This window comes from Rhodoglobus vestalii (assembly GCF_006788895.1).
Classification (GTDB): Bacteria; Actinomycetota; Actinomycetes; order Actinomycetales; family Microbacteriaceae; genus Rhodoglobus; species Rhodoglobus vestalii.
This window is the reverse complement of the sequence record NZ_VFRA01000001.1, coordinates 1,141,030-1,163,122: the sequence shown is the minus strand read 5'-3', so window position 1 is coordinate 1,163,122 and position 22,093 is coordinate 1,141,030. Positions and strand designations below refer to the sequence as shown.

The window sequence follows — 22,093 nt, the reverse complement described above, 5'->3', positions numbered from 1 at the left end:
CACGTGAGAAGGAGAAGATAATGAGTGCACCTACAGCCGCGGTCGGGATTTCCGATGAGGTTCGTGAGCTCGCCAACCAGGAGTACCAGTACGGGTTCACCACGGATCTCGAAACCGAAGTTGCCCCTAAGGGACTGAACGAAGACATCATCAGGCTGATCTCAGCCAAGAAGAACGAGCCGGATTGGCTCCTCGAATGGCGGTTGAAGGCGTATCGGCACTGGATCACGCTGACGGCTCCCACCTGGCAGCACGTTTCGTACGGTCCCGTTGACTACCAGGACATTATTTACTACGCCGATCCCCGGCCGAAGAAGCAAATATCGAGTATGGATGAGGTCGATCCTGAAATCCGGGAGATGTTCAACAAGCTCGGAATCTCTCTCGGTGAACAAGAACGTCTCAGCGGCGTCGCCGTGGACGCAATCGTCGATTCGGTGTCGGTTGCGACAACGTTCAAAGACAAGCTGGCTGACGTCGGCGTCATCTTCTGTTCCTTCTCCGAGGCTGTTCAGGAGCACCCGGAGCTGGTAAGAAAGTACCTCGGCTCGGTGGTTCCGTATAACGACAACTTCTTCGCCACCTTGAACTCTGCGGTATTCACCGATGGGTCGTTCTGCTACATCCCGAAGGGTGTTCATTGCCCGATGGAGCTGTCCACCTACTTTCGGATCAACGCCGCCAACACCGGGCAGTTCGAGCGCACGCTGATCATTGCAGAGGATGCCGCGTATGTGAGCTACCTTGAGGGCTGTACGGCTCCGGTCCGGGACGAGAACCAGCTGCACGCTGCTGTGGTCGAGCTCGTCGCTCTCGACGATGCACAAATAAAGTATTCGACCGTTCAGAACTGGTACCCGGGCGACGCGGATGGCAATGGTGGTGTCTACAATTTCGTCACCAAGCGCGGTATGGCTTCCGGCAAGAACGCGAAGATTTCCTGGACCCAGGTCGAGACCGGCTCGGCGATCACCTGGAAGTATCCGGGCGTGATACTGAAGGGTGATAACTCCGTCGGGGAGTTCTACTCGGTGGCGTTGACCGCTAGGCGCCAGCAAGCGGATACCGGCAGCAAGATGGTGCACATCGGCAAGAACACCAAGAGCACCATTATTTCCAAGGCGATCTCGGCCGGTCACGGCCAGAACACCTACCGGGGGCTGGTCGATATACGGCATTCTGCTGCTGGTGCCCGCAACTTCACTCAGTGCGACTCCCTGTTGATTGGTAAAGACAGCGGCGCCCACACCCTGCCCTATATCGACGTGAAGAACCAGACAGGGCAGGTCGAGCACGAAGCCTCAACGTCGAAGATCGGTGAGGAGCAACTCTTGTATTGCCGTCAGCGTGGCATCCCGGAGGAAGAGGCCGTGTCGATGATCGTGAACGGGTTCTGCCGTGAGGTATTCAAGATGCTACCGATGGAATTCGCCGTTGAAGCCCAAAAATTGTTGACCGTGAGTCTAGAAGGAAGTGTCGGCTAATGCTACATATCAAGGAATTGCACGCCAGTATTGACAGCAAGGAAATTTTACGCGGGGTTAATCTTGACCTCAACCTGGGTGAGGTGCACGCCATCATGGGCCCGAACGGGTCGGGTAAGAGCACGCTGGCCAGCGTGCTGATCGGTCGCGACGGTTATGACGTCTCCGGCAGTGTCACGTATGAAGGTCAGGATCTGCTGGCCCTGTCGCCGGAGGAACGAGCTGCGGCTGGCGTATTTCTGGCCTTCCAGCATCCGGTTGAAATTCCCGGTGTCGGCAACATGTACTTCATGCGAACGGCCTTGAACTCCCTGCGCCGCGAGCGCGGTGAGGAAGAGCTGGACGCGGTGGACTTTCTTGCCTTGGCCCAGGAGCGCATGAAATTGGTCGAGATGGACCAGACGTTTATGAGCCGCTCGGTGAATGAAGGCTTCTCTGGTGGTGAGAAGAAGCGCAATGAGATTTTGCAGATGGCGATTCTGGAGCCGAAACTGGCGATCCTCGACGAGACCGACTCCGGCCTGGACATCGATGCACTTCGGGTCGTGGCGAACGGTGTGAATGCCCTCCGCAATGAGGGTCGGGCAATGCTGATCATCACGCACCACCAGCGCCTGTTGGACTACATCGTTCCGGACTTCGTGCACGTCATGGCCGAAGGCCAAATCGTGCGTTCGGGCGATAAGGACCTCGCACTCGAGCTCGAAAAAAACGGGTATGCGGGGCTGAAGCCAAGCACGGAGCGTTCGGCGCAGGTTGGGGCGACCGTATGACTGCGGTGAAGGTTCCGGTGCTGGCGGCTGACGGTGTGCTCGCAGACCTGCAGCCGAAGCGGGATGGCCGCGATCTTGGCTGGCTTGCCGAGGCGCGGTTGAACGCCCTCGAATGGGTTGGGAAGCATGGTTTTCCGTCCCGCAAAGATGAGGACTGGAAATATACCGGACTGGACCCGATCTTGGCTGTACCCTTCGAGGCTGCTATCGCTGGTTCCGGCACGCGGGTAACAGCAGAGCTCATCAACACAGCCTCGATCGATCTCGGCGGCCCCCGACTGGTTTTCGTCAATGGACATTTCTCGTCTGAATTTTCGCGATTGACAGGGTTACCAGCCGGCGCTGTCGTCACCACCCTGGCCTCCGTCCTGGCTGCGAGTCCGGACCGCCTCGAACCGTTCTTTTCGCACACACCGGGGGAGCATCATGCCTTCGCCGCCTTCAACGACGTCTTGGCTGAGGACGGAGCATTCATCCACCTCACCTCTGGCACAATCGTGGATGAACCGATCCAGCTCGTGTTTTTCAGCGACTCTGAGGGCGCGCCATTAATGTCTAGTCCGCGGTCGGTGATGATTGCCGATTCCGACAGTCGCGCAACAATCGTTGAGACCTACGCCGGAATTAACAACGATGTCTACTTCACCAATGCTGTTACGGAGGTTGTGCTGGCCGACAGCGCGCAGATCGAACATTACAAGGTACAAAACGAGCCAGTCACAGCCTTCCATTTGGCGCTGCTAGATGTGCGGCAAGCACGCAATAGCCGGTTCTCCTCGCGCTCGATCATGCTCGGCTCCAGCATCGCCCGCCACGAAGTGCGGGTACTGCTAGACGGCGTCGAGGCCGAGGTAAGCCTGGATGGCATCTACTTGCCGCAGGGTGAGCAATTACACGACAACACGATCTTCATTGATCACGCCGCGACCAATTGCACCAGCCACCAGCTGTATAAGGGTGTGCTCGACGGTCGTGGGCACGGAGTGTTCAACGGACAGATCATGGTTCGTCATGGGGCCGATGGAACCGATGCGAATCAGAATAATAAGAACCTCATTCTCGCCGATCGTGCCCAGGTCGACACTCGACCGAGACTGGAAATTTACACCGACGATGTGAAGTGCACGCACGGTGCCGCGGTCGGACAAATGGATGATGAGGCGTTGCTGTACCTGCGCACGCGCGGGATACCGCTGGAGGAGGCCCGCGGCCTACTCGTATACGCCTTCGTTCAGGAGATGGTGGATCGAATCGAGCTGGAGCCGCTGCGCGCGTCGCTGGAGACGCTCGTGTCCACTCGGTTCGGAACGGATGCCGATCGAGCCCAGCAATGAGTACCACCATGGCAGCGAGCACCAACATGGCGGGGCTCTACCAGGAGATGATCATCGAACACGCCCACAGTCCGAGGAATTTTCGCCAGTTGGAGGGCGCGCATCAGACCGTTGAGGCAGTGAACCCGCTGTGTGGTGACCATCTGAGCCTCTATGTGCAGCGCGACAGTGACCGCATCGCGGATATCGCTTTCGAGGGCGACGGATGCGCCATTTCGAAGGCATCGGCCTCACTAATGACGTCGGCGGTGAAGGGCCTCCAGAATGACGAAGCGCTCGCCCTGTTTGACCGAGTGCACACCATGCTCACCACCGAGCCTCTGAGCGATGGTCCCCCGGCCGATGTGGGCAAGCTCGCGGTGCTCTCGGGCGTCTGGCAATACCCGGCACGGGTCAAATGTGCCACATTGTGCTGGCAGGCCTTGCACAGCGCCCTCGAAGAAGGCGCGGTTCAGGAGGACGCCATTAACGAGGGTGCCATTAACGAGGGCACGACAATAACCGTTGCCCTCCAAGACGGAACGGATAAAGCCTCATGAACTCAGGCAGTTACAACATATTTGAACTCTCACAGAGCTGCCAGGCCACGGTGATTCCCGGCGGGCAGCCGATGCTCCTCCACGAAGGCGAGCAGGTCGTCGTCACGCAGACTCTGGGTGGAAGCGCAACAGTCCAAACCTCGATGGGGTACCTTGTGCGAATCAGTGCCGAGGATTCTGCAGCCCTCGGACTCACGGAGCCGATCGCCGAAACCGTGCTTGCGGAGGGGGCACCCTTCGACATGGAGCAGGTCATGGGGCAACTCAAAAACGTTTTTGATCCCGAAATCCCCATTAACGTTGTGGATCTGGGGCTAATCTACGAATGTGAAGCACAGCCGCTAGATGATGGCACGTACCGGATAGAAATTAAAATGTCGATGACGGCACCGGGTTGCGGTATGGGGGACGTGCTCAAGAATGACGCGCAAGCCGAAGTCACATTGGCCGCCGGAGTGAGCGAGGTCGATGTTGAGCTGGTCTGGGACCCGCCGTGGGGCCAGGAGCGGATGTCGGATGCCGCCCGGCTCCAACTTGGAATGTTCTAACCGAAAGCAACTCTTGGGGAAAACCCATGTCTAACATCCTCAACAGTCTGCCGCGCGAATCACTCACGGAGCGTCTGGACCGTTTGCCGTTCACGCGTCGCCACCGCTCCCTGTTGGCCGGTTCCGGGGTTGGTTGGGCTCTTGATGCTTTTGACGTCGGACTGATTTCGTTTGTCATCGCACAGCTTTCCGTGACGTGGAAGGCGGATGCCGCCAGCCTGTCCTGGGTGGCGGCGGCCGGTTTCGCCGGGATGGCCGTTGGAGCTGCCCTCGGCGGCATCCTGGCGGACAAGTTGGGCCGCAAACAGGTCTTTGTGCTCACCCTGCTGCTTTACGGGGTAGCCACCGGTGCATCAGCACTGGCTTGGTCTGTCGGTATTCTGCTCCTGCTGCGGTTCATCGTCGGGCTTGGCCTTGGCGCAGAACTTCCGGTCGTGGCAACGCTGGTGAGTGAGTTCGCACCGCGGCGCATCCGCGGACGAGTTGTCGTACTACTGGAAGGATTCTGGGCCATCGGGTGGCTTGGCGCCGCCGTCGTGGGGTACCTGGTCATTCCCGCCAGCCCCGACGGTTGGCGCCTGGCGCTGCTGATCGGCATGCTACCGGCGGTGTGGGCTGTGTTCGTCCGACTGCGGATGCCCGAGTCCGTCAGATTCCTTCAGTCGAAGGGACGACACGCGGAGGCTGAAAGTATCGTCGTGCAATTTGAGGCTTCGGCTGGCATCGTCTCTGACGTCTCGGGGGCGGTTGGCGCGGTTGACCCCACCCAGGGCAGTCTGCACGCCGTAGTGCCAGAACAGCGCTCGCGACTGGCGGATCTGTTCTCCGGAGAATGGCGGCGCCGCAGCATCCTGATCTGGCTCGTCTGGTTTCTGGTGAACTTCTCGTACTATGGAGCCTTTATCTGGCTTCCGACCCTGCTGGTCGGTGCCGGGTTCCCGCTCGTGAAGTCCTTCGAATTTACCCTCATCATTACGTTGGCTCAGCTACCTGGCTACGCAGCGTCGGCGTATCTGGTCGAAAAATGGGGACGTCGCATCACCCTGTCGACGTTCCTGATCGGCTCAGCGGTTTCGGCAGTCGCCTTCGGTTTCGGCGCCGTCAACGGGAGCGAAGCCCAGATCATTGGCTTCGGCATGCTTCTGTCGTTCTTCAATCTCGGAGCCTGGGGTGCCCTCTATGCGATCACGCCCGAACTCTACCCGACCCGTTTGCGCGGATCCGGAACCGGCGCTGCAGCGGGCTTTGGCCGCATCGCGTCGATCGCGGCGCCACTGCTGGTCCCTCCGCTGCTCGGTCTCGGCGGCCCGATATTACTCTTTGTCGTCTTCGGAATTGTCTTCGTGCTCGCCGCGGGTGTGGCGTTTGCCCTGCCCGAACTGGGCGGCAAGAAGTTGCCCGAATAGAGGCCCTGTTGCCCCAGAGGGCACCCTGCCCAGGGCTGCTCAGCACAGGAGCGAAGGAGAGTTGCCGCGGGTCGCGTTCACCTAGGTGTAGGTCTAGTTTGTGGGGTGAGTTGATGTGGTGATCGCTCCTGTTCACGACCGCCGCAACCAGGGAATCAGCCCGCCGTCGAGCACCATCTGAACCTGTCGGGGCGAGAGCCGGTGGGTGAGCGGGTAGTCCTCGTCGCGTGTGCTGTTGTGCACCGTGAGCACGCCCGACCGTGCGATTGTCTCCCGCAGATCGTCGAGCACGAGTATGTCGCCCTGCTGCACGCGCTCGTGGTCTGCGGCATCCGCGAATTCGAGGGCTAGAACCCCAAAGTTGGCGAGGTTCTGCCAGTGGATGCGCGCGAACGAGACCGCAATCACGGCGTGAAGCCCGAGGAAGCGAGGTGTGATGGCGGCGTGCTCGCGCGACGAACCCTGCCCGTAGTTCGCGCCGCCCACGATGATGTGACCACCCCAGTCCCGGGACTCAACTGCCCGCGAGGCGTATGTCTCGTCGAGCATGTAGTACGTGAACTCGGCCAGCTTAGGGATATTGCTGCGGTAGGGAAGCACCACCGCGCCAGCAGGCAGAATCTCGTCGGTGGAGATGTTGTCCCCGACCTTGAGCAGCACCGGAGCCTCAATACGGTTCGCGAGCGGATCGAAGTCGGGCAGCGACGAGATGTTCGAACCCTTCACCAACTCCACACCGGCCGACTCCTCGGCCGACAACGGCGCCTCAAGCATGGCGAGGTTCACGCTGGAGACTGTCGGCAGCACAAGCTCGGGATAGTCGATGTCGAGCAGACCGGGCAGATTGCGCGGGTCGGTGATCACGCCCGTTAGTGCCGCAGCGGCTCCCGTCTCGGGCGAACAGAGATACACGGAGTCCTCCCTCGTTCCACTGCGACCCGGAAAGTTGCGGGGCATGGTTCGCAGGCTGATGCGTCCCACGGCTGGCGCCTGGCCCATGCCGATGCAGCCCATACAGCCGGACTGGTGCAGACGCGCGCCCGCAGCGACGAGATCGAGCGTCGCCCCCATCAGCGTGAGGTCCTGAAGAATCTGGCGCGAACTCGGGTTCACGTCAAGCGAGAGGCCCGGATACGTTTGACGTCCCTTCAGGATGGCCCCGACAATTGCGAAGTCGCGCAGGCCGGGATTCGCGGACGAGCCGATCACCACCTGTTCCACGGGGCGCCCAGCCACCTCGGTCACCGGCACAACCTTGCCGGGCGAGCTCGGCAGGGCAATGAGTGGGATGAGTGTGGAGAGGTCAATCTCCTCGTAGACATCGTAGCTGGCGCCGGCATCCGCCAGCAGCTCGACGAAGTCGCTCTCGCGTTGCTCGGCCTGCAGGAAAGTGCGCACCTGCTCGTCGGCGGGGAACACGGTGGTCGTCGCGCCGAGCTCCGCGCCCATGTTCGCAATCACGTGCCGGTCCATCGCTGTGAGCGTTGCGAGACCCGGCCCGTAATACTCGATGATGCGGCCCACGCCACCCTTCACATCGTGACGGCGCAGCATCTCAAGTATCACATCCTTGGCGCTCACCCACGGAGGCAATGCGCCCGTGAGGTGCACCCCCCAGATCTCTGGCATCCGGATGCTGACGGGCTGACCCGCGATCGCCGTCGCCACCTCCAGCCCCCCGACCCCCATGGCCAGCATTCCCAGTGAACCCGCCGCCGGTGTGTGGCTGTCAGAGCCAACCATGGTCTTGCCCGGAATGCCGAAACGCTGCATGTGCGTGGGGTGGGACACTCCGTTGCCGGCCTTCGAGAACCAGATGCCGAAGCGCCGGCACGCGGAGCGCAAGAAGTCGTGGTCTTCAGCGTTCTTGTTATCGGCCTGCAGCAGGTTGTGGTCCACGTACTGAACCGAAACCTCGGTCTTGGCGCGGTCGAGACCAAGCGCCTCCAGTTCGAGCATGACCAGCGTTCCCGTCGCATCCTGTGTGAGGGTCTGGTCGATCTGCAGCGCGATCTCCGCGCCCGGCCTCATCTCCCCGGACACAAGATGTGAGGCGATGAGTTTCTCTGCGACATTCTGTGCACCGCCGACGTTCACCATGAGGCCTCCCTGCCTTACATCCAACCTAGGCGCGGCCGTCACGCAAGGCAACCGGATTGCACAATTCAGCTACCGGTTGCTGGCCCCACGAAACGGTAGTATTCGATCCCGAGATCGTAGAATTCCGGGCCGTCGAGTGTGCCGACATGGTCGACTACGAACTCATCGTGCGCTGGCGCAGCCTGCACTTGTGAGGTTCGCCCCTCATGCAGGGCGAGGTACTCGGCTTCGGTGAGGTCGGTCGGCGTTCCGAGGGCCTCCGCGAAGTTGATGCGTGCTGCGGCGTCGCGCCAACCGGCACCCACCCGCATGGGCAGCGCTTCTGCGGCGTCACCGCTGCCGTAGCCCAGTGCCAGCCACTCCTGCCCCGCAATGTCGAGCTTGTCGTCCACCGCCTGGCGAAGGCCAGAAGCAAGCCACGCCGGCAGCGCAGCCGTGTACAGGTTGCCGAGATCGCGCATGGCCTCTGAACCGAGCCCGAGCTTCTCCCCCACCAACGACCCCCACAGCGGTGTTTTGCGCAGGTACTGGCGAAGTGCTTTGGCGAGAGGGAAGACGTCTTCGGTGTCTTCACCCACGGTCACCCCGTGGCGGCGGAACGGTGACGGTGCCGTGAGTTCGGCGAGCAACGTATCGGCGTCGATTCCAGCATCAGCACAGTAAACGCGCAACTGCTCACGTCCGGCATCGTCTGCTGCGAGCTCAAACAGGTAGGCCATCACCCAGCCGGTGGCGGGCATCCGATGGTACGGCCGGTGCATGAAGACGGAATCGACTTCGTCGAAGTAGTCGACCGGCCGGTAGCCGTCACCGCGGCGAGCGACACGTTTGGCGAGCATCGCCTCCATGGCGTGGTGAGTCGCATCGATGTAGCAACTCGTCGAGTAGCGACCGTTGAACACCGGCAGGTCCTGAATCTGGCCATCGTCGCGTGGCGGCTGGTGAAAGCGCGCGAAAGGTTTACGAAAGTCCACCATCCGGTATTCCGAGTCGCTGCCGGATGCCGCCAAATCAATTTCGAGAAGCTTCGCATCGCCATCTACCAGCATTGCTACCGCGCCGGCACCCTGGGTCGGCTCACCGCTGGACCCGATCGCGTACTCGGCGATATCGGCGCAGACCACGATCGCCAGGCGGCCTGCACCATCCGCGGCCAAATAACGCAGTGCCGCCTTGAGGCCATAAACGCCACCCAGGCAGGCGTGCTTGAACTCCGGAACCTCGCAGTCCCTAGCCAACTCGGGGCGGCCGTGGGCGAGAAGCGCGTCGTTGATCATGCCCTTGATGATGATGGCACCCGCGGAGTTGTCGCTGCTCGATTCGGTGCCGAGAGCGAGCATCCCGACCCGCGCAGGGTCGATGTCGTAGTCGCGGATGAGACGCCAGACCGCGTTGGCCGCAAGCGTGTAGACGCTCTGACCCGGACCACGCATCCGGAAGGATCGCCCCACAACACCCTGAACTCTGCCCCAGGGTTCGTCGTTCCACTCAGACCAGTCTTCGAGCCGCACACGATACTGCGGAAGATACAGGGACAGACCACTTATTCCAGACACCAGTAGTTACCGTTTGCACTCTCGTTTGGTTATTCGACTGCAACTGGCTCCCAGCCGCAGGGCCAATTTTAGCAAGGCTTACGCCGCGCTCATACCACGGCCAACATGCGACGTAAGCCTTGCTAAAATGTCATGAACCCGATCGGAGCACCCAGTGGACAAACCTCTCGGTGGTGACCGCACCGCGACCGCTCGTGCGCACAGCAACATCGCCCTCATCAAATACTGGGGAAAGCGCGACGCCGCACTGAACATTCCCGCCGTCGGCTCGATTTCGCTCACCCTCGACGCACTGTCGACCGATACCACGGTTACCTTTCGTCCCGGGCTCGAGCAGGACGAGTTCTGGCTGGCGGGAACCCGTGCGGATGCGACCAGGGCCAGCCACCTGCTTGACATCGTTCGCGACAGCTCCGGTGTCGGCAGCCGGGCAGTGGTCGAGTCAACGAACAACTTTCCGACGGCGGCGGGACTCGCCTCCTCGGCATCCGGATTCGCCGCACTCGCGGTCGCGGCCAGTTCTGCTGCCGGACTGTCACTGAAGGACCGGGAGCTGTCAATCCTCGCGCGCCGCGGCTCCGGGTCTGCCGCCCGTTCGCTGTTCGGCGGCATCGTCGAGTTGCATGCCGGAACCCGCGCCGACGGCCTCGACTCCTTCGCCGAGCCTGTACTCGCCGCGGCGGCCTGGCCACTGACCGTCGTTATCGCCATCACCGAACTCGGACAGAAGAGCGTCAATTCGACGACGGGAATGGGCGGAAGCGCACTGACCTCGCCGTTCTACCCGGCCTGGGTCGACACCGGCAATGACGACGTCGCGGCCATGCGGCTCGCCATCGCAAACCGCGAATTCCAACAACTCGGGGAGCTCGCCGAGTACAGCTGCCTTAAGCTGCACGGACTCATGATGTCCACCCGCCCCGCACTGCTGTACTGGAACGCGGCCACAATGGCTGCGATCCATGCCGTGCGCGAGCTGCGTGCCAACGGCATCCCGGTCTACTTCACCATCGACGCCGGCCCCCAGGTGAAGGCCCTGTGCCCGCCCGAGCACGCCCGGACGGTGGCGGATGCTCTGGGCCAGGTCGCTGGAGTGCACGAGACCAGAATCAGCACGCTCGGTCGCGGCGCACAACTGCTGTCATGACGACCGCTGCCGCGACGATCATCGAAGCCTCCGCGCCGGGCAAGCTGTTCCTGCTCGGCGAATATGCGGTGTTGGATGGCGCACCGGCACTGCTGGCCGCCGTCGACCGCCGCGTCACCGTCACCGTCGCACCATCGGATGATGATCGCTGGCACCTGAGCACGCCCGGCCTCGACCTGGACTCCCTCACACTCGAGGCCGACGGAAGCATCCCAGCAGACTGTGACGGGCGCACACACACCCGGTTGCGGGTTTTCGACGCGGTGCGGACGGTGGTTCGCTGCACAGGCACCCTCTCGATCACCATCGACAGCACGGCATTTTTCGCTTCGGGGCACAAGCTGGGGCTGGGGTCCAGCGCGGCGGTTGCCACGGCACTCACATCCGCTCTCTTGACTGCTGCCGGGCGCTCGCCGAGCCGGGAACAGATCCGGATTCTCGCCACGGAAGCCCACCGCTCCGCACAGCGCGGCACGGGCAGCGGAGGAGATGTCGCCTCCAGTAGTTATGGCGGCCTCATCAGCTATGTGCGCGATACGGCACCAACATCGCTGGTTTGGCCGCAGGAACTCGAGATCATGGCCGTCGTCACCGGCACCGGCAGCAGCACAACAGAGCTTGTCGGAAAGGTCACAGATTACGCGGCACAAGACACCGCCCGATATCGCACAGACATCGAACGTCTTTCCGCGCTCGCACATACGGCACAGGATGCCGTGCACTCCGCTGAGGACTTCCTCCGTCTCGCATCCGACTACTTCGATGCGCTCGTCGAACTCGACACGCATGCCGGTGCGGGCATCGTCAGCGAACACCACCTGCAGTTGCATTCACTCGCGGCCGACCTCGGCGGCGTCTTCAAAACCTCCGGTGCGGGCGGCGGAGACGTCGGCCTGGTGTTCGCCAGGAGAGGAGAATCGGCTGCGCGGCTAGCCGAAGCTTTTACCGAAGCGGGCGCAGAGGCCGTACCGTTGAGCTTTGGCGCCAGTGGGGTGACGATCACTCCGAGCGTTGCCACCACAACCGCCACCGCCACACACAGAATGAGAGACGGGTCTATATCGTGAACTCTTCCCGCATCCCCCGCTTCTACCAGCTGAGCGTGGAGGAGCGTCTGCGGGTGCTCTACGAGCGCGGCGCGCTCAGTGACGCAGACTATCGCGCGCTGGCGACCGGAAGCTACATGCTCGATCCCGGCACCGCCGATCGACTCACCGAGAATGTCATCGGGGTCTTCTCCATGCCGCTCGGACTCGGACTGAACTTTCAGATCAACTCGCGTGACTACCTAGTGCCGATGGCCGTTGAGGAGCCGTCCATCATCGCCGCGGTCAGTTCCGCCGCGCGGCTGGTCCGTCGCGACGGCGGGTTCACGAGCGTCGCGGATGAGCCGATGCTGATCGGCCAGATCCAGGTCGTCGATGTGGCGGATGCGCTCGGCGCGCGGCAGGCCCTGCTGGCTCGCAAGAGTGAGATCGTCGATCTCGCCAACGCACAGCATCCAAACATGCTCGCTCGCGGCGGCGGAGCCAAGGACGTGGAGGTGTTCTTGCGTGGGCAGACGGCTGCGAACGGCGAGCTGCTCGTCGTGCATCTGATTGTGGACAGCCGGGATGCCATGGGCGCAAACCTGGTGAACACCATGTGCGAGGCCGTCGCACCGCTCGTGGAGAAGATCAGCGGCGGGCGAGTGTTCCTCCGCATCCTCTCGAATCTCACCGACCGCGCGATGGTGCGGGCGCGCTGCGTCATTCCGGTGGACCGGCTCGCCTTAGACGATTTCTCCGGAGAGCAGGTGCGGGACGGCATCGTACTCGCGGCCGAATTCGCCGCGATGGACCCGTATCGCGCAACCACACACAACAAGGGCATCATGAACGGCATCGACGCCGTCGCCCTCGCGACCGGCAACGACTGGCGCGCGATCGAAGCCGCAGCACACGCTTATGCCGCCAGCAGTGGGCACTACGCACCACTGACGAGCTGGAGCGCGGATGACGCCGGCAACCTGGTCGGAAACATCGAGCTGCCGCTGAAAGTGGGCACCGTCGGTGGGCAGGTGGAATCGAACCCTGCCGTGCGGATCGCACACACAATTCTTGGCGTGAGCACTGCGGCTGAACTGGCCGAGGTGATGGCAGCGGTGGGGCTGGCCCAGAACTTCGGTGCGTTGAAGGCGCTCTCCACCGACGGCATCCAGCCCGGGCACATGCGCCTCCACGCCCGCAGTGTCGCGGTCGCCGCCGGTGCGACTGGCGCACGCTTCGACGAGGTCGTCAATCGGCTGGTCGTGAGCGGCGACATCAAGGTGTGGAAGGCGCGGCACATTTTAGACGTGTTGGAGGGCCGGATTGCCGATACCGGGTCGATTCGTGCGATCGGCACCGCCAGCATCCCAACGCAAGCTGCCCTCGCGATGCCGGAACCCGAACCCTCAGACCACGGCGCCAGCTCCGGCTGCGGATACGGCAAAATCATTCTCCTCGGTGAGCATTCGGTGGTCTACGGCCGTCACGCCATCGCAGCACCAATCGGGCTCACCATCCAGGCGGAGGTGACCCGCCAGGAGTACGGCACGGAGTTGGTCATCTCCCGCTGGGATACGGATGCCGCCTACGACCCGATCGGCGCGGGGCTCGCGGAGCAGGTGACCGCCCACATCGCTGAGCGCCTCGGTCTCGCAGGAAAGGGCATGCGTGTCGACGTCTTCCCCCACCTGCCTCGGGCCAGCGGACTGGGTGCCTCGGCCGCCCTCGCCGTGGCAATCATCCGCGCCATAGCTGACCGTTTCGGGCTGCCGATCAGCGACAGCGAGGTGTCGAGTCTCGCATTCGAATGCGAACGCATCGTGCACGGAACACCGTCCGGCATAGATAACACGGTCGCCACCTTCGGACGCGCGATCCTGTTCCGCAACCCGGATACGGCACCGGATGCTGCGGCGCCCGAAATCACGGACATCGTCACACCTGGCCCGATCCAGATTGTTATCGGTCTCACCGGCGTGCGTTCGCTTACCTCGCACACCGTCGGTATCGTGCGTGCCGCACGGGAGAAGAATCCTGCCAGGTACGAGGCAATTTTCTCCCAGATCGACGAGCTGGTGCTGGCCGGTGTCGGCGCACTGCGCCGCGGTGATCTCGCGGAGCTTGGTGAGCTGATGAACATGAATCATGGGCTGCTCGGTGCCCTGCAAGTCTCGAGCCCGGAGCTCGAAACGCTGGTGGGTGTCGCCCGGCGAGCGGGAGCGCTCGGGGCAAAGCTCACCGGTAGCGGTGGTGGTGGCGCGATGATCGCGGTCGCGGAACCCGGCGCGGCAGAATCGGTTGGTTCTGCCATGCGCCAGGCAGGATTTGTGACGTATCTCACCGAGATTCGCTAAGGCACAGCCTTCTCTTGCCGATGCCCCCGGTGCCAGATCACTGGCAAGCGACCCTGGGCGGCGCCAGCGTTGTCTTCCTGCGGGGGTGCACCCGTTCCTGATCAGCAGTCCCCTATGTCCTGAGGCAGAACTGTCGCCGATGTCTTGAGACATCACACTTACGGCGGCGACGATCGCGCCGAGGAGGAAGGCGAGTGGGAAGAAGTCGCCCGCGAATTCGGCTACCTAGCCAAAAGGGCAAAGATTCCCGCACCGATCATCACCCCGGTGCCCAAAGATACGGATCCCAATAACGAAATCTTGTCCGTACGATCAGTCATGCGGTGCCGCTTCCCCCCATAAGTCGACAGGGCCCACTACGGTGGCGCTTATTCTGCTCAAATGACGGTGGTCCATGTCGCCCCTCCGTCTCTAGTGATGACAACGCTGCTTTCGCCAGCGACGGCAATTGCCCCATCATCGCTCACCACTACTGCTCCAGCACCACCCTCGACGATGCCCGCCGAAGTCCACTCGGCGTCGATATCAGTGGACCCAAACCACAGCTCACCGTCGGGCGCAATGCCGACGATTCCGCCATCGCGGGTAGGATCGGGCGCGATGACTACCAGGGTCGGCCCCGCTAGTGGCGTGAAGGTATCGCCGCCGTCGCGGCTGACAACGAGTCCCTCGGCGGTGGTCGCGGTCAGCACGTTCGGGTCGCCACTATCAATGCTGACATCCCGGGCAGACAATGCGGATGCTTCGGTGAAGGTGCGCCCCGCGTCGGTGCTTCGCAACAGCACGGCCCGGTCGGAGGGGAGTCCGACAATGAAATCAGGATTCGCCGGGGTGGTGCTGAGGTTATGAAAGTCGGTGGTTCCCGCCAGGGAAACTTGCTGCCATCCGGTCTCCGAGTGGTGCTTGACGAGTCCAACATTCGGTGCGGCAAAGGAATCGTGGTTGTCCTTTCCGGGATGGCCGGAGACGAAAATGTTTTCGCCTTGGGCCGCTAAGCCCATGGCATCAAATTCGACGCCGCCGACAAGGGCAGTGTCGCCGGTGTCGAGGTCGACGGCGTAAACGCCATGGTGAGATCCAACAAGCAGTTCGCTGTTGCTACTGAAGGCGATGTCGTGGATGTGCTGAATGGTTGGCGGCGTTGACGATGAGCCGCTGGGTGCTGCTGTGCATGCGACGGCGGCCAGGGAGACGCTAACGCCAAGAATTGTTCCGGCGAGAAGCCGACGTGAGGAGGAACGCATTGAGAAAGTCCTTCGTGAGAGCGAGTGTGGAGGGCAGGGCCCGCCATCCATTGAGCGGCGGGCCCTGCAGCTATTACAAGGAGCTGAGAAGGTCGCGCATTACGGTGATCTCGGCGGTTTGCGTGTCGATGATCTGTTGCGCGAGAGCTGTCGCTTCCGTGTTTTGGCCCGCTGTAGTTTCCAGCAAAGCCATATCGATTGCTCCTTCGTGGTGCAGGATCATTTGTTCCAGAAACAGGCGGGATGCTTCGTCACCGTTGGCAGATTCCAGATCAGCCATGTCGGAGTCAGACATCATCCCGTCTCCGTGGTCCATTCCCGCCATGCCCGAGTCCGTATCGACGCCCCAGTCATCGAGCCAGCCGTTCATGAGCTCAATCTCGGGACCTTGAGCGGCCTTGATCTCCTTCGCGAGATCAAGGACTCGTTGATCGATTCCATCCTTAGTGAGCACCATGTCGGCCATCTCAACGGCTTGCTCGTGGTGCGGAATCATCATCGTGGTGAACATGACATCGGCGCTGTTCGCATCGTCAATGGTGACCGACTCGGTCGCCGGCGAGTCGGGGGTTTGCCCGGCTTCGGTCATTGCGGTCGTGCAACCGGTGAGGGCAAGTAGTGCCGTCACGGTCATAGCGGCTGTCGCCGCAAAACGGATCTTCATTGTTGTGTTTCTCCTGATTAGTCAGTGATTAACGCACGACCGGAAGGGTCATGCGGATGGCGTGTCGAGGCTGAGTCGACAGAGCCCTAATCAGGTGCGACTAATACAGAGAACGGTGAGAGAGGGAGGTCTGGGAATGAGCCCGACAGACCTCAGTTCTGACGTGGTAATCGAGAACTGACGCGATGCAACTCCGACCCATCCCTTCACCAATTTGGGTGCTGTCATCAGCAGTGTCACGGCAAGCAGCGCGAAGACACACCACATCAACGCCATCGATGTCTCTTCACCGCAGCCCAAACAATCCGGACTGGCGGCGGCGAACACACCCTCTTCTGCATGGTGTGGGGCGACGCTCGCGGTCGAACTACCGGCCGGCATTCCCATATCGGAGTGCGACGCGGGCGACGTGAACGAATGCATCGCCAAGATACCGATGATCACGGCCACCGCCAGAACGACCAGAACCGTCGCCTTCCAGACCGCGCTGATCAGGCTAGGCAAAGCGACGCCGCCAGACGGCCGCGACGCAGAGGCAGCGGCAGACGCAGTCGCGCGAGACTGTCGCGTTGCTGTGACCTGTGTCATGGTGCTTCCTCGTCTAGACCGACGTTATGTCTGCCGTTACCGGCCGGTGAACTTTTCGGGGTTCAGGTCCAACCGGCGCAGCAGCTGTGCGTTCAATGCCACAACGATAGTTGATATCGACATGAGAACGGCACCGACCGACATGGGCAGCACGAATCCGATCGGTGCTAATATTCCGGCGGCAAGCGGGACGGAAAGAAGGTTGTAGCCGGCGGCCCACCAGAGGTTCTGCTTCATCTTTCGGTACGACGCCCGAGAAAGCTCAATAACTGACACCACTGAACGTGGGTCGTCGCTGGCAAGGATTACCCCGGCCGAAGCAATAGCGACATCTGTGCCTGCACCGATCGCAATTCCCACATCTGCTTGCGCAAGCGCGGGAGCATCGTTGACGCCGTCGCCGACCATCGCGACTTTGCGTCCCTCTGATTGCAGTTCTTTAACGTTGATGGCCTTATCTTCGGGTCGTACTCCGGCAAAGTATCGATCGATTCCGAGTTCTTTTGCGACAGATGCTGCGACCGCTTCCGCATCACCGGTGATCATGACCACCTGAACGCCTCGGTCGTGAAGTGCTGCGATCGCATCCCGGGATTCAGCCCGCACTTCATCAGCAAGCCGTAAGGCGCCGACGACACTGCCGTCGATCAGAATATGGAGGATGATTGCGCCCTGTTCTGCCCATTCGGCTGAGACTGGAAGCTCAGAACCACCCTCCTGCTCAAGGAGGTACGGGCCACCGACCTGGACGGTGCGGTCTGCGACGCGAGCACGAACACCAACTGCTGGAGATGACTCAAAATCGCTTGATCGCGGCACGGATAGTTCGCGTTCTTGTGCTGCTGCGACGATTGCCCGGGCAAGTGGATGCTCAGAGTCGGCTTCCGCGGCGGCCGCCAACGCCAAGAGCTCATTCGCTTCGAAGCCTTCGGTGGGTTCGATAGCGGTGACAGCGGGGGTGCCTTTGGTAAGCGTTCCGGTCTTGTCGAACAGAACGGTATCGACTGTGCGCATGCTCTCCAGGGCCAATCGATCCTTGATCAGCACTCCGGCCTTGGCGGCTCGTTCGGTGGAGATCGACACCACCAGCGGAATCGCGAGACCGAGGGCGTGCGGGCACGCGATGACGAGCACGGTGATTGTTCGGACAACAGCGGCGTCAGGCATCCCGAGCAGAGACCAGACCAGTGCTGTAATCGCTCCGGCGCCGAGCGCGAACCAAAACAGCCACCCTGCAGCACGATCGGCGAGTCGCTGCGCACGCGAGGATGAGCTTTGCGCCTCGGTAACAAGCTTCTGAATTCCGGCCAGCGTGGTGTCGTCGCCAACAGCGGTGATCTCGACACGCATACCAGAATCGGTGGCTACAGTGCCTGCAACAACCCCATCACCTTCGCTGCGGCGGACCGCACGGGATTCTCCGGTAATCATGGACTCGTCCATGCTCGCCGAGCCCTGAACAACCCGCCCGTCAGCAGGAACTCGACCACCCGGCCGAACGACAACAACGTCACCAACGCGCAACTCTGACGGCGAAACGGTCACCGTTTGGTCGCCGTCAACACGCTCAGCTTCGTCAGGGATGAGGGCGGCAAGTGAGTCCAACGCCGAGGTCGTCTGAGCTAGTGACCGCATCTCGATCCAATGGCCAAGCAGCATGATCACGATCAGCAGTGCCAGCTCCCACCAGAAGTCCAGCCCCTGATCCAGCAATCCCAACGTTGCACCCCACGACGCCACAAACGCAACGGTAATTGCCAACCCGATCAGGAGCATCATTCCCGGTTGCTTGCTGCGCAGCTCGCTCACCGCACCGGTGAGGAATGGTGCACCGCCCCACACATACATGACGGTACCCAGCACTGGCGAGATCCAGCCCATCCACACCGCTGGCAGCTCGTACCCCAGAAGCATCGCGAACATTGGCGAGAATCCGACCACCGGCACGGCCACAACCAGCATGATCCAGAACATCCGCCGAAAACCGGCGACGTGATCACCATGGCCACCGCTATGCTCGCCGTGCTGCTCGTGCCCACCGTGTTGTTGCTGCGATTCAGGGGTCTCAGACTCGGTGGCATTCTCTTCTTGATGGCGCGACGGCGCGTCGACGGGCGCGGAATTCGAGTTGCCGTTGGTGTGGTTTTTGGAGCTCATTAGCTAATCCCTATTGATAATTCGTTGTCAGGAACGTACGAGACGGGCGATCGCTTCGTTGGCTTCGCGGATTTTCTGAACCGCGACAGGTCCACCTTCAGCGGCGGCTTCGGCAACACAATGGCTCACATGGTCTGCGAGCAACGACAGCGCGACTGACTCCAGAGCTTTCGTGGCGGCAGACACCTGAGTCAGAACGTCGATGCAATATTTGTCGGACTCGACCATCCGCTCTATTCCGCGAACTTGCCCCTCGACGCGACGAAGCCGCTTGAGAACATCATCTTTATTCTGGGCGTATCCGTTCACACAAATACCATACCCCCCTAGAGTATCCGATACATAGTATTCGAGTCCTGACTGCTCCGCCCAATGTGAGCCGGCCGTGGAGCAACACCGTTTCGGTCAGCTTGTGTCGACGATTCCCTTTATCCCGTTGTCTTCGTGATCGAGAATGTGGCAGTGGTACACGGTTCGTCCGCTGAAGTCGTCAAACACGATCCGCACGCGCGTGGTGCTCCGTGCTGGAATGTTCACGATGTCTTGACACATGATGGTGTCGACTGGTCGCCCATCCTGCTCGATGATCTGCATCGGCCACACGCGGCGGTGGAGGGGGTGGTCGAGCGTGCTGGTATTTGTCAGCAACCATTCCTCGACACTGTCGAATTGGACGGTCGTGTCGATTCGGGTGACATCGAATGCGCGGCCGTTGATTGTGGCCAGTGGGATTTCGTCGGCGCTACGAGAACTGCCGCCTCCCATCATCATGCCGCCGGCTGATCCGCGGTCGTGGGGCAGGGCGCTCAGCGTGGAGGTGCCAGCCTTTCCGGTGACAAGGAGGTCTGCTCGGTTGCCCGACGCCAGCACGACCTCGTCAACCTCGTGCGCGGATTCGAAACGCCCGGAGGGTGATTGGCGGGCAGTTCGTACTGGTAATCGAAGGAGTCGCCCGCTTCGACGGTGACGGATACGTTGTCGCTTATGCCTTCGGGCGACACGTGGAGACCGTGGACCTGCAAGTTGCTGGGATCCTTCAGGCCATTGCGGAGGCTCACGCTGAGGGTGTCTCCCGCACAAACGTGCAGCATTGGGCCGGGCACCCCGCCGTTGTAGCTCAACGCCTGCACGTTACGACCCGCGATCGTCACCTGCTGGGGTGAAGACTTGAGGGCAACGGCGAGGGCGCCATTGACACTTCGCAGTTCCGCGGTGAGCTCCCCACGAGCGAAACGCTCCTCAAGGATTCGCTTTGCATTGGATGAGTCGGCGGGCCGCGAATAAGATCGTGCGTTGTCAATCCCGGACCTGTTCGAGACCAAACGAACAATGACATAGCTGAGCAGGGCGACGCTCGCCAGTGTTAGCAGCCCGTATCCCCAGGCCCATCCCATATTTCCGTAGCCCCACATCACCACCGGCAGATAGCAATCCTGGGCGGGTAATGTTCGGGCGCGATCGGCCCGGTGTCCATGGCTGCATGCCCCTCTGGAGATTTGCCAGAATCGGGTTTGGGCGTTGAGCCAACGTTTCACGAAACCGATGGGGCCATAGCTGGCGTCTTCGTTCAGCAGTGTCCTCCAGTTGACGGTGATCGCTGCGATGCCACCTCTAGACGTTGCCGACCACATCCTCAGACACCGTCAACTGCGTCCACGCCGTCGTTAGAAGCATTCTTTCAAAGCCCGTCCTTGGCTCTGCTGCGCGTTGAGGTGACAGCTTGACCGATCGGTGCAGCAGACCCAAGCGCTGACACTCGGCGCTCGCCCCCACGTTGTGAACAAAGCAGAATAGGAGCATGCTGCTACCCGCAATCATTCTCATCACGTTCGCCCTCGTCTTCTACACGATCGGGGTATGGAGCGAACGTGTGCAGAAAGTACTCAAGCCGTGGCACGCCATATTCTTTGGGCTTGGGCTCGCAGCTGACGCGAGCGGCACTTTTCTCATGAACATGATTGCGAACGAGAATCGGGCGGCGGGTATCGAACAGAGTGCCTTGAATCAGCTGATGGGCGTGACCGGGGTGATCGCGATCGTTCTCATGGCTGTGCACCTCGCGTGGGCGATCGTCGTGCTCGTGCGCAATCGTGAAACCGAAAAAAACAGCTTCCACCGTTTTTCGGTCATCGTGTGGGTGATCTGGCTCGTTCCCTACATCGTCGGAGCGCTCGGCTCAAGCCTCGGCTAAATGACTTACGTTCTCACAAATCCACTGCAATATCGGGAACAAAGTGTTGGGTGTCAACCGGGGGGCGTGAGTAGTTCGCAGCCTTCGGCCGTTTCGGAATTTTTACCGACTTTGGTTCTGTGCGCTCGAACTCGATCTGCGAGACGAAGTGATTCATCACGTTGAGACGTGCCACTTTCTTGACGTCGCTGTCGACCGTCCACCACGGGGCGTACTCCGTATCGGTGGCGGCGAACATCGCATCTTTGGCGCGCGAGTAATCCTCCCAGTGAGTGATGGACTGGAGGTCGGTGTCGGAAAGTTTCCACCGGCGCACGGGGTCATGGAGGCGGGATTTAAAACGTCGCTGCTGCACTTTGTCAGACACCGAGAACCAATACTTGATCAGCACGATACCGTCATCGACGAGCATCTGCTCAAAGACGGGAACCTGCCGAAGAAAGAGTTCGTACTCGTCGTCAGTGCAGTAGCCCATCACTCGCTCGACGCCGGCGCGGTTGTACCAACTGCGATCCATCAGCACGATCTCGCCCCGGGTCGGCAAGTGCTTAACGTAGCGCTGGAAGTACCACTGCCCCTTCTCGCGCTCATTCGGCTGCGGTAGGGCGACCACTCGAGTCGATCGGGGATTGAGATATTGAGTGATGCGCTTAATCGCTCCGCCCTTGCCTGCGGCATCTCGACCCTCGAAGATCACCAGCACTCGCAAGCCTGATTCGACAATCCACCGCTGCATCGCCGCGAGTTCGATCTGCAAGCGCTTCAACTCTCGCTCGTACAACTCCATAGATACACGCTGGGTCTGAGACATGTGTTCACTTTAGGCGCCTGCGCAATAATGTCTGAGGGAGAACCGAGGAATGATGAGGGAGATCCCTGCAATTACTTGTTGAGTACAGCCAGGAAGCTCACGCCCGTCAACTCCTCAGATACTGACCAGAGCCGGCGAGCAATTGCGGGGTCCTAAGCTGCAGGGATGG

At 61.2% G+C, this 22,093-nt stretch carries 20 protein-coding genes; 10 read left to right on the top strand and 10 right to left on the bottom strand.

Features of this window, described 5'->3' with window-relative positions; translation table 11 throughout:
* The first annotated feature begins 20 nt into the window (after positions 1-20).
* From sufB to FB472_RS05590, 6 genes are read left to right on the top strand one after another with little or no spacing between them, the layout of a single operon-like run.
* On the top strand, positions 21-1,484 hold the full coding sequence (gene sufB / locus FB472_RS05615) for a Fe-S cluster assembly protein SufB (protein WP_021808707.1): 1,464 nt from the start codon (positions 21-23) through the stop codon (positions 1,482-1,484).
* Positions 1,484-2,257 carry a Fe-S cluster assembly ATPase SufC gene (sufC, locus tag FB472_RS05610; protein ID WP_141990051.1) on the top strand — a complete coding sequence of 258 codons (774 nt, stop codon included), beginning with the start codon at positions 1,484-1,486 and terminating at the stop codon, positions 2,255-2,257. The genes sufB and sufC overlap by 1 nt, the downstream gene beginning before the upstream one ends.
* The gene (gene sufD / locus FB472_RS05605) at positions 2,254-3,591 is read left to right on the top strand and encodes a Fe-S cluster assembly protein SufD (RefSeq protein ID WP_141990050.1); all 1,338 of its coding nucleotides are present in this window, start codon (positions 2,254-2,256) and stop codon (positions 3,589-3,591) included. Before sufC ends, sufD begins: the two co-directional genes overlap by 4 nt.
* Positions 3,588-4,130 carry a Fe-S cluster assembly sulfur transfer protein SufU gene (sufU, locus tag FB472_RS05600; RefSeq protein WP_215730390.1) on the top strand — a complete coding sequence of 181 codons (543 nt, stop codon included), beginning with the start codon at positions 3,588-3,590 and terminating at the stop codon, positions 4,128-4,130. The genes sufD and sufU overlap by 4 nt, the downstream gene beginning before the upstream one ends.
* Positions 4,127-4,678, top strand: a complete 552-nt coding sequence (locus tag FB472_RS05595; protein ID WP_141990048.1) for an iron-sulfur cluster assembly protein — start codon at positions 4,127-4,129, stop codon at positions 4,676-4,678. Before sufU ends, FB472_RS05595 begins: the two co-directional genes overlap by 4 nt.
* A gap of 26 nt (positions 4,679-4,704) precedes the next feature.
* Entirely contained in the window at positions 4,705-6,084 is a 1,380-nt protein-coding gene (locus tag FB472_RS05590; protein WP_141990047.1) for an MFS transporter, read from the top strand.
* Positions 6,085-6,216: 132 nt separating this feature from the next.
* On the opposite strand, the gene FB472_RS05585 is transcribed toward FB472_RS05590, so the two are convergent.
* Together FB472_RS05585 and FB472_RS05580 are read right to left on the bottom strand one after the other, a co-directional pair.
* Entirely contained in the window at positions 6,217-8,184 is a 1,968-nt protein-coding gene (locus FB472_RS05585; protein WP_141990045.1) for an aconitate hydratase, read from the bottom strand.
* Positions 8,185-8,249: 65 nt separating this feature from the next.
* Complete coding sequence (locus tag FB472_RS05580) at positions 8,250-9,740, bottom strand: hydroxymethylglutaryl-CoA synthase family protein (RefSeq protein WP_141990044.1); 1,491 nt, start codon at positions 9,738-9,740, stop codon at positions 8,250-8,252.
* 154 nt (positions 9,741-9,894) lie between these two features.
* Between FB472_RS05580 and mvaD the strand changes: the two genes are divergently transcribed.
* Genes mvaD through FB472_RS05565 form a run of 3 tightly spaced genes read left to right on the top strand, consistent with a single transcriptional unit; the run spans position 9,895 to position 14,269 of the window.
* Positions 9,895-10,887 carry a diphosphomevalonate decarboxylase gene (mvaD, locus tag FB472_RS05575; protein WP_141990042.1) on the top strand — a complete coding sequence of 331 codons (993 nt, stop codon included), beginning with the start codon at positions 9,895-9,897 and terminating at the stop codon, positions 10,885-10,887.
* A complete protein-coding gene (locus tag FB472_RS14155) occupies positions 10,884-11,954 on the top strand; it encodes a mevalonate kinase family protein (RefSeq protein ID WP_141990040.1) in 1,071 nt (356 codons plus the stop codon). Before mvaD ends, FB472_RS14155 begins: the two co-directional genes overlap by 4 nt.
* The gene (locus FB472_RS05565; protein WP_215730389.1) at positions 11,951-14,269 is read left to right on the top strand and encodes a hydroxymethylglutaryl-CoA reductase, degradative; all 2,319 of its coding nucleotides are present in this window, start codon (positions 11,951-11,953) and stop codon (positions 14,267-14,269) included. The genes FB472_RS14155 and FB472_RS05565 overlap by 4 nt, the downstream gene beginning before the upstream one ends.
* Positions 14,270-14,646: 377 nt before the next feature.
* Here the strand turns inward: FB472_RS05565 and FB472_RS05560 are convergent, their stop codons facing one another.
* The 7 genes from FB472_RS05560 to FB472_RS14320 all read right to left on the bottom strand — a co-directional run bounded on the left by FB472_RS05560 (position 14,647) and on the right by FB472_RS14320 (position 20,553).
* Complete coding sequence (locus FB472_RS05560) at positions 14,647-15,513, bottom strand: WD40/YVTN/BNR-like repeat-containing protein (protein ID WP_141990038.1); 867 nt, start codon at positions 15,511-15,513, stop codon at positions 14,647-14,649.
* A 73-nt stretch (positions 15,514-15,586) separates the two neighbouring features.
* The gene (locus tag FB472_RS05555; protein ID WP_141990036.1) at positions 15,587-16,177 is read right to left on the bottom strand and encodes a DUF305 domain-containing protein; all 591 of its coding nucleotides are present in this window, start codon (positions 16,175-16,177) and stop codon (positions 15,587-15,589) included.
* A 90-nt stretch (positions 16,178-16,267) separates the two neighbouring features.
* A complete protein-coding gene (locus FB472_RS05550; RefSeq protein ID WP_141990035.1) occupies positions 16,268-16,765 on the bottom strand; it encodes a DUF6153 family protein in 498 nt (165 codons plus the stop codon).
* Between the two features lie 36 nt (positions 16,766-16,801).
* A complete protein-coding gene (locus FB472_RS05545) occupies positions 16,802-18,922 on the bottom strand; it encodes a heavy metal translocating P-type ATPase (protein WP_141990033.1) in 2,121 nt (706 codons plus the stop codon).
* A 27-nt stretch (positions 18,923-18,949) separates the two neighbouring features.
* The gene (locus tag FB472_RS05540) at positions 18,950-19,231 is read right to left on the bottom strand and encodes a metal-sensitive transcriptional regulator (protein ID WP_141990031.1); all 282 of its coding nucleotides are present in this window, start codon (positions 19,229-19,231) and stop codon (positions 18,950-18,952) included.
* A 96-nt stretch (positions 19,232-19,327) separates the two neighbouring features.
* Entirely contained in the window at positions 19,328-19,693 is a 366-nt protein-coding gene (locus FB472_RS14325; RefSeq protein ID WP_246078099.1) for a multicopper oxidase domain-containing protein, read from the bottom strand.
* Between the two features lie 35 nt (positions 19,694-19,728).
* Positions 19,729-20,553, bottom strand: a complete 825-nt coding sequence (locus FB472_RS14320; protein ID WP_246078098.1) for a multicopper oxidase domain-containing protein — start codon at positions 20,551-20,553, stop codon at positions 19,729-19,731.
* 167 nt (positions 20,554-20,720) lie between these two features.
* On the opposite strand from FB472_RS14320, the gene FB472_RS05530 reads away from it, so the two are divergent.
* Positions 20,721-21,113 (top strand): HsmA family protein, encoded by a 393-nt coding sequence (locus FB472_RS05530; protein WP_141990030.1) that lies wholly within the window; start codon positions 20,721-20,723, stop codon positions 21,111-21,113.
* A gap of 13 nt (positions 21,114-21,126) precedes the next feature.
* Here the strand turns inward: FB472_RS05530 and ppk2 are convergent, their stop codons facing one another.
* Positions 21,127-21,924, bottom strand: a complete 798-nt coding sequence (gene ppk2, locus FB472_RS05525; RefSeq protein ID WP_141990029.1) for a polyphosphate kinase 2 — start codon at positions 21,922-21,924, stop codon at positions 21,127-21,129.
* Positions 21,925-22,093: the final 169 nt, after the last annotated feature.

What these genes read in the sequence shown, in the direction of transcription:
- sufB (WP_021808707.1), top strand. Translation starts at nt 21, where the DNA reads ATGAGTGCACCTACAGCCGCGGTCGGGATTTCCGATGAGGTTCGTGAG.
- sufC (WP_141990051.1), top strand. Translation starts at nt 1,484, where the DNA reads ATGCTACATATCAAGGAATTGCACGCCAGTATTGACAGCAAGGAAATT.
- sufD (WP_141990050.1), top strand. Translation starts at nt 2,254, where the DNA reads ATGACTGCGGTGAAGGTTCCGGTGCTGGCGGCTGACGGTGTGCTCGCA.
- sufU (WP_215730390.1), top strand. Translation starts at nt 3,588, where the DNA reads ATGAGTACCACCATGGCAGCGAGCACCAACATGGCGGGGCTCTACCAG.
- FB472_RS05595 (WP_141990048.1), top strand. Translation starts at nt 4,127, where the DNA reads ATGAACTCAGGCAGTTACAACATATTTGAACTCTCACAGAGCTGCCAG.
- FB472_RS05590 (WP_141990047.1), top strand. Translation starts at nt 4,705, where the DNA reads ATGTCTAACATCCTCAACAGTCTGCCGCGCGAATCACTCACGGAGCGT.
- FB472_RS05585 (WP_141990045.1), bottom strand. Translation starts at nt 8,184, where the DNA reads ATGGTGAACGTCGGCGGTGCACAGAATGTCGCAGAGAAACTCATCGCC.
- FB472_RS14155 (WP_141990040.1), top strand. Translation starts at nt 10,884, where the DNA reads ATGACGACCGCTGCCGCGACGATCATCGAAGCCTCCGCGCCGGGCAAG.
- FB472_RS05560 (WP_141990038.1), bottom strand. Translation starts at nt 15,513, where the DNA reads ATGCGTTCCTCCTCACGTCGGCTTCTCGCCGGAACAATTCTTGGCGTT.
- FB472_RS05555 (WP_141990036.1), bottom strand. Translation starts at nt 16,177, where the DNA reads ATGAAGATCCGTTTTGCGGCGACAGCCGCTATGACCGTGACGGCACTA.
- FB472_RS05550 (WP_141990035.1), bottom strand. Translation starts at nt 16,765, where the DNA reads ATGACACAGGTCACAGCAACGCGACAGTCTCGCGCGACTGCGTCTGCC.
- FB472_RS05545 (WP_141990033.1), bottom strand. Translation starts at nt 18,922, where the DNA reads ATGAGCTCCAAAAACCACACCAACGGCAACTCGAATTCCGCGCCCGTC.
- FB472_RS14325 (WP_246078099.1), bottom strand. Translation starts at nt 19,693, where the DNA reads ATGATGATGGGAGGCGGCAGTTCTCGTAGCGCCGACGAAATCCCACTG.
- FB472_RS14320 (WP_246078098.1), bottom strand. Translation starts at nt 20,553, where the DNA reads ATGTGGTCGGCAACGTCTAGAGGTGGCATCGCAGCGATCACCGTCAAC.
- FB472_RS05530 (WP_141990030.1), top strand. Translation starts at nt 20,721, where the DNA reads ATGCTGCTACCCGCAATCATTCTCATCACGTTCGCCCTCGTCTTCTAC.
- ppk2 (WP_141990029.1), bottom strand. Translation starts at nt 21,924, where the DNA reads ATGTCTCAGACCCAGCGTGTATCTATGGAGTTGTACGAGCGAGAGTTG.